Below are 6,659 nucleotides of genomic sequence, written 5' to 3'. Positions count from 1 at the left end.
GCCGTCGACCCGGTGCGATGGCTGGACGACCACGGGGTGCGCATCGGCTGACGGGCCGCCGGGCCCGCCCCGCGCACCGGGGCCCCGGGTCGGCGCGCGACCCGGGGCCCCGGTGGGTGCCGAACGGACCTCTCCGAACCGGCCGTGGACACCCCCTGGACCGCGCCCCTGCCCGCCGACTCCGGGGCCGTGCCCACCGCCGGTTTCGGCGCGGACGGGGAGCGCTGGAGCGCCGGCCACACCGGCCAGGACTTCGCGGTGCCCGAGGGCACGGACGTGCTCGCCGTCGGCTCCGGCGTGGTCGTGGCGGTGGGGTGCGACGACGCCTACGGCCTGTCGGTGGTGCTGCGCCACGACAACGGCTACCACAGCCAGTACGCCCACCTCTCCCTCGTCACGGTGGAGCCGGGCGACCGGGTGGGCACCGGGCGACGGATCGGTCTGAGCGGGAACACCGGCAACTCCACCGGCCCGCATCTGCACTTCGAGATCCGGCTCACCCCGCAGTACGGGTCGGCCGTCGACCCGGTGCGATGGCTGGACGACCACGGGGTGCGCATCGGCTGACGGGCCGCCGGGCCCGCCCCGCGCACCGGGGCCCCGGGTCGGCGCGCGACCCGGGGCCCCGGTGGGTGCCGAACGGCGCGTCGTGCCGCCCGGACCGGCCCGGTCAGACCGGGCTGGGCTCGTCGGTCCGGGGTCCGGAGTCCTCCCGCTCCGACTGCCCGCCGCCGTCGCCGCGCGGTCCCCGGTCGCGCAGTCGCAGCCGGCGTCGGCCGCGCGCGGGACGCTCCTCGCGCGCGGGCTCCTCGCCCGGCTCCCGGTCGTGGCCCGGCATCGGGGCGGTGACCTCCAGGTCCACCGGGGGCGGCGTGTCCGAGGGGTGCAGACGGCCCTCCAGCATGGCGCCGAGACCGAGGATGGCGCAGCGGCCCGGCGCGTCGGCGATCCGCACCGGCATGCCGGTGCTCTCCCGGATGGTGGCGTCCAGCCCGGGCAGTTCGGCGGCCCCGCCGGTGAGGACGATGCCCCGGTCGGCGAGGTCGGCGACCAGGTCCGGCGGGCAGCGGTGCAGCACCGAGCGGATGGCGTCCAGCAGCGAGGTCAGCGGGGTGCGGACGGCCAGGCGGAGGCTCTGGGGGTCCACGACCACGGTGCGGGCCAGGCCGGTGGCCACGTCGCGGCCGTGCACCTCGGCGCGGTCCCGGTCCGACTCGCACAGCGACCGGTGCAGGGGCCGGACCGCCTGCCCGGGCAGCAGCAACTCGTGGTGGTTGCGCAGGTGCTGCACCAGCGCCCGGTCCACGGTGTCCCCGCCGACCGGCACGTTCTCCGCCGCGACGATCGAACCGAGGGAGAGCACCGCGACCTGCGTGCGGGTCGCCCCGCACTGGATGATCATGGCCGCCTCGGGGCGCTCCACCGGCAGGCCGGCACCGATCCCGGCGCTCAGCAGGCTGTCCACCAGCTCCACCCGGCGGGCACCGAGCCCGATCAGGGTCTCGTAGGCGGCGCGGCGGGCCAGCGGATCGGCGTCGTGCGGCACGCAGGCGGCGACCCGCAGCATCGGCTTGCGGCGCAGGGCGCGGCGCAGCTTGGTGCCGACCATGGCGCGCAGCATCCGCTGGGCCATCTCGATGTCCACGACGGTGCCGCCGTTGATGGGCTTGACGACGCGGATGCTGGCCGGGGTGCGGCCGTGCATGCGCTCGGCGGGGGTGCCGACCGCGATGAGCGAGCCGTTGCGGATGTTCACCGCGACGATCGAGGGCTCGTCGACGATCAGGCCGGTCTGACGCAGGTAGAGGCGGGTGCGGGCGGCGCCGAGGTCGGCGGCGACCGTGCAACGACGAAGATGGTCCAGACTGGGGGTCATGTGATCATCGTGTGACGACGGTGCGTGACGCGCGCGTCGGACGGGGCGTTCGGGGGACGGTCCCGTCGACCGTCCCCCGAACGCCCGCCGGCGGGCCGTCAGCCGGCCCGGACCGCGGCCCCCACCGGCCCGTCGTGGGGGTTTGACGCCGCGTCGGACACCCCGTCCGTCCCCGCCGGCCCCTCCGCGAACTGCGTGCGGTGCAACTCCGTGTAACGACCGCCGCGGGCGAGCAGCTCCTCGTGGGTGCCCCGCTCCACGATCCGCCCCTCCTCCAGGACCAGGATCCGGTCGGCGGCGCGCACGGTGGACAACCGGTGCGCGATGACCACCGAGGTGCGCCCGGCCAGCGCCTCGGTCAGCGCCTCCTGCACGGCGGCCTCCGAGGTGGCGTCCAGGTGCGCGGTCGCCTCGTCCAGGATCACCACCCGGGGGCGGGCCAGCAGCAGGCGCGCGATCGTCAACCGCTGCCGCTCCCCGCCCGAGAGCCGGTAGCCGCGCTCCCCGACCACGGTCTCCAGGCCGTTCGGCAGCGAGGAGATCAGCTCCTCCAGGCGGGCGCGGCGCAGCGCGTCCCACAACTCGTCCTCCCCGGCGTCCGGGCGGGCGAGCAGCAGGTTGGCGCGGATGGTGTCGTGGAAGAGGTGGCCGTCCTGGGTGACCATCCCGACGGCCGAGCGCAGTGATTCGGCGGTCAGGTCCCGCACGTCCACGCCACCGATCAGCACCTCGCCCGCGTCCGTGTCGTACAGACGGGGCAGGAGCTGCGCGATGGTGGACTTGCCCGCCCCGGAGGAGCCGACCAGCGCGATCAACTCGCCCGGTTCGGCACGGAAGTCCACCCCGTGCAGCACCCGCTCGCCGCCGCGCGCATCCAGCACGGCGACCTCCTCCAGGGAGGCGAGGGAGACCCGGTCGGGGGAGGGGTAGGCGAAGTCCACGTTCCGGAACTCCACCGACAGCGGCCCGTCGGGCACCGGGCGGGCGTCGGGCCGCTCGCGGATCAGGGGGGTGAGGTCGAGCACCTCGAAGACCCGCTGGAAGCTCACCAGCGCGCCCATCACCTCCACCCGGGCCCCGGCCAGGGCGGTGAGCGGCGCGTAGAGACGGGTGAGCAGCAGGGCCAGGGCGACCACCGCGCCCGGCTCCAGGTTGCCGTCCAGGGCCATCACCCCGCCCAGCCCGTAGACCAGGGCCAGGGCCAGGGAGGAGACCAGGGTCAGCGCGGTCACGAAGGTCATCTGCAGCATGGCGGTGCGGACCCCGATGTCCCGCACCCGCTCGGCCCGCTCGGCGAAGCCGGCGGACTCCTCGGCGGGGCGTCCGTACAGCTTGACCAGGGTGGCGCCGGGGGCGGAGAACCGTTCGGTCATCCGGGTGTTCATCACCGAGTTGTGGTTGGCCGCCTCCCGGCTCAGCCGGGCCAGCCGGGTGCCGATGCGGCGGGCGGGCAGCACGAACACCGGCAGCAGCACCAGGGCCAGCAGGGTGATCCGCCAGGAGAGGGTCAGCATGACCCCGAGCGCGAAGAGCAGGGTGACGGTGTTGCCCAGGACCCCGGAGAGGGTGTCGCTGAAGGCGCGTTGGGCGCCGATCACGTCGTTGTTGAGCCGGCTGACCAGGGCGCCGGTGCGGGTGCGGGTGAAGAAGGCGACCGGCATCCGCTGCACGTGGTCGTGGACCGCGCGGCGCAGGTCCAGGATCAGCCCCTCGCCGATGCGTGCCGACAGCCACCGGCCGACCAGGCCGACGACCGCCTCGGCGACGGCGATCAGGGCGATCAGGAGGGCGATGGCCACGACGGTGCCGGGTGGTCCCTGTTGGGTGATGACGGTGACCACCCGGCCGGCGAGCACCGGGGTGGCGACGGCGAGCAGCGCGCCGAGGACGCTCAGCACCAGGAACACGAGCAACCGCCGTCGGTGCGGGCGGGCGAAGCCGGCGATCCGACGCAATGTCCTGCGCGAGAAGGGGCGTTGGTCGTCGGGGGCGTGCCGTTGGTTGTACAGGGCGTTCCAGGCGGCGATCTCCATGCTCATCCGGGGCTCCCACCGGTCCGGGGCGCGACCGAGGGGCCGCACGCGGGTGAATCGACTCCTCGGACGGTAGGACCTCAAGTGAACTCGAGGTCAAGCGCACCGGTTCGGAAGGGGCGCACCCCGGGCCCCCGCCCCCGGCGCGGCGGGTCCCGGCGGCGCGCTGCCCGTGGCCCCGGTGCGGAGGGAGGCCAGTACCGCCCTGCCCTCCGAGTACGGCCCCTTCCGCGCCCACGGCTACCGGGCGGCCGACGGGGTGGAGCACATCGCGCTGGTGGCCGGGGACCCCGGGGGCGCCGAGGACCTCGTGGTCCGGGTCCACTCCGAGTGCCTGACCGGCGACGTCCTCGGCTCGCAACGCTGCGACTGCGGTCCCCAACTGCGCGCCTCCCTGGCCCGGATCGCCGAGGAGGGCCGGGGGGTGCTGGTCTACCTGCGCGGTCACGAGGGGCGCGGCATCGGTCTGTTGCCGAAGCTGCGTGCCTACGAACTCCAGGAGCACGGTCGCGACACCCTCGACGCCAATCTCGAACTGGGCCTGCCGGCCGACGCCCGGGACTACGCGGTCGCCGCCCGGGTCCTGGAGGACCTCGGGGTGCGTTCGATCCGCCTGCTCACCAACAACCCCGACAAGGTGGATGCCCTGCGTCGGCACGGTCTGACCGTGACGGCCCGCGAGGCCGTTCCGGTCTCGGTCGGTGAGCACAACCTGCGCTACCTGCGGACGAAGCGGGACCGGATGGGGCACGAACTGCCCTGGCTGGACGAGGCCCTTCCCGGTGTCGTCACCCCGCTGTCCGGCTGCCCCGGCCGGTGACCCGGGGGCGCGCGAGGCACCGCCCCGCGCGCCCCCGGGCGTTCCGGGCGCCCCCGACACCACCCCGGCACCACCCCCTCATCACGAGGGTCCCCGACACCCCGGTCCATCATGACGGTCCGGTGCCGGACCGGACCCACGACCCGAAAGGCAGGACGGCTTGAGCGGCAAGGGCGCTCCCGAACTCACCATCCGCGAGTGCGCGGATCTGCGCGTCGCGGTGGTCGCGGCCCAGTGGCACGAGCCGGTGATGACCGGCCTCGTGGACGGTGCGCTGCGCGCACTGGGCGAACTGGGCATCCACGAACCCACTCTGCTCCGGGTCCCCGGAAGCTTCGAACTGCCGGTGGTGGCCAAGGTGTTGGCCGGCCGCGGCTACGACGCCGTCGTGGCTCTCGGCGTCGTCATCCGGGGCGGCACCCCGCACTTCGACTACGTGTGCCACGGCGTCACCGAGGGGCTGACCCGGGTGGCGGTGGACACCGGCGTCCCGGTCGGCTTCGGGGTGCTCACCTGTGACACCGAGGAGCAGGCGCTCGACCGCGCCGGATTGCCGGGGTCCACCGAGGACAAGGGCCACGAGGCGGTCACCGCCGCGGTCGCCACCGCCGCCGTCCTGCGCACCGTGTCCGAACCCTGGCGCTGAGCGCGGCCCGGCCCGCGCACCGCGTAGGCTGGGCCGCACCATGGCCAACAAGACGTTCGAGGAGCTCTTCGAGGAGCTCCGGCAGAAGGCCGCCACCGGCGACCCCGCAACCTCCCGCACCGCCGAGCTCGTGGCCGCCGGTGTCCATACGATCGGCAAGAAGGTCGTCGAGGAGGCGGCGGAGGTGTGGATGGCCGCCGAGCACGAGGGCGCGGAGCGCACCGCCGAGGAGATCTCCCAGCTCCTGTACCACCTCCAGGTGATGATGATCGCCCGGGGCATCTCCCTCCGGGACGTCTACGAGCATCTGTGAGCGGACCCCGCCCCCGGGGTCCGCCCACCCGAGCCCGTTCCCGTCACACCACCCGCAAAGGAAGCCCCGTCATGCTGCGCATCGCCGTCCCCAACAAGGGTTCGCTCTCCGGACCCGCGGCGACCATGTTGCAGGAGGCCGGTTACCGGCAGCGCAAGGACAGCCGCGAACTGGTCCTCCTCGACGCCGACAACCAGGTGGAGTTCTTCTTCCTCCGCCCCCGGGACATCGCCGTCTACGTCGGATCCGGCAAGCTGGACATCGGCATCACCGGTCGTGACCTGCTGCTGGACTCCGGATCCGAGGCCGAGGAGATCATGCCGCTCGGCTTCGCCGCCTCCACGCTGCGCTACGCCACCCGCCCGGGCGGCGTGCGCGACGTCTCCCAGTTCGGCGGCCTCACCGTCGCCACCTCCTTCGCCGGCGTGGTCGCGAACCACCTCGCGGAGCACGGCGTCGAGGCCTCCGTGGTGCGGCTGGACGGCGCGGTGGAGACCGCCATCCAGCTCGGCGTCGCCGACGTGATCGCCGACGTGGTGGAGACCGGCACCACCCTGCGCAACGCCGGTCTGGAGATCATCGGTGACCCCGTCCTGTCCTCCGAGGCGGTGGTCGTCCGCCGCCGCGGCGCCGAGGGCGACGACCCCAAGGTGCGGCAGTTCCTGCGCCGTCTCAAGGGCGTCCTGGTCGCCCGGCGTTACGTGATGATGGACTACGACATCCGGGCCGAACTGGTGGAGAAGGCGGTCGCCCTCACCCCCGGCCTGGAGTCCCCGACGGTCTCCCCGCTGCACGACCGCGGCTGGGTCGCCGTCCGCTCGATGGTGCCCACCCGGGAGGCCCAGCGGATCATGGACGACCTGGACGAGCTGGGCGCCCGGGCGATCCTGACGACCACCATCCACGCCTGCCGCCTGTGACCCGGCGCCGTCCGCCCCGACGGGCCCCCCACCGGGGCTGTCTCTTATACA

6 protein-coding genes and 1 pseudogene are annotated in these 6,659 nt (G+C 74.2%); 5 read left to right on the top strand and 2 right to left on the bottom strand.

From position 1 onward, the window contains the following. The first annotated feature begins 144 nt into the window (after nucleotides 1–144). Entirely contained in the window at nucleotides 145–567 is a 423-nt protein-coding gene (locus FOE67_RS12380; protein WP_182663542.1) for a M23 family metallopeptidase, read from the top strand. Nucleotides 568–670: 103 nt separating this feature from the next. On the opposite strand, the gene FOE67_RS12375 is transcribed toward FOE67_RS12380, so the two are convergent. Together FOE67_RS12375 and FOE67_RS12370 are read right to left on the bottom strand one after the other, a co-directional pair. After that, the gene (locus FOE67_RS12375; protein ID WP_182663540.1) at nucleotides 671–1,876 is read right to left on the bottom strand and encodes a rod shape-determining protein; all 1,206 of its coding nucleotides are present in this window, start codon (nucleotides 1,874–1,876) and stop codon (nucleotides 671–673) included. Between the two features lie 98 nt (nucleotides 1,877–1,974). Next, entirely contained in the window at nucleotides 1,975–3,915 is a 1,941-nt protein-coding gene (locus tag FOE67_RS12370) for an ABC transporter ATP-binding protein (RefSeq protein WP_182663538.1), read from the bottom strand. A gap of 142 nt (nucleotides 3,916–4,057) precedes the next feature. Between FOE67_RS12370 and ribA the strand changes: the two are divergent. The 4 genes and pseudogenes from ribA to hisG form a co-directional block, all read left to right on the top strand. Next, a pseudogene (ribA, locus tag FOE67_RS12365) lies at nucleotides 4,058–4,729 on the top strand (GTP cyclohydrolase II); the annotation flags it as partial. A gap of 160 nt (nucleotides 4,730–4,889) precedes the next feature. Beyond that, entirely contained in the window at nucleotides 4,890–5,375 is a 486-nt protein-coding gene (ribH, locus tag FOE67_RS12360) for a 6,7-dimethyl-8-ribityllumazine synthase (protein ID WP_182663536.1), read from the top strand. A gap of 40 nt (nucleotides 5,376–5,415) precedes the next feature. Next, on the top strand, nucleotides 5,416–5,688 hold the full coding sequence (locus tag FOE67_RS12355; protein WP_182663534.1) for a phosphoribosyl-ATP diphosphatase: 273 nt from the start codon (nucleotides 5,416–5,418) through the stop codon (nucleotides 5,686–5,688). A 71-nt stretch (nucleotides 5,689–5,759) separates the two neighbouring features. Next, complete coding sequence (gene hisG / locus FOE67_RS12350; RefSeq protein WP_182663532.1) at nucleotides 5,760–6,608, top strand: ATP phosphoribosyltransferase; 849 nt, start codon at nucleotides 5,760–5,762, stop codon at nucleotides 6,606–6,608. The last annotated feature ends 51 nt before the right edge of the window (nucleotides 6,609–6,659 follow it).

The sequence above is a fragment of the Streptomyces calidiresistens genome, from assembly GCF_014141525.1.
Classification (GTDB): Bacteria; Actinomycetota; Actinomycetes; order Streptomycetales; family Streptomycetaceae; genus Streptomyces; species Streptomyces calidiresistens.
This window is presented reverse-complemented; position numbering and strand designations above follow the sequence as displayed.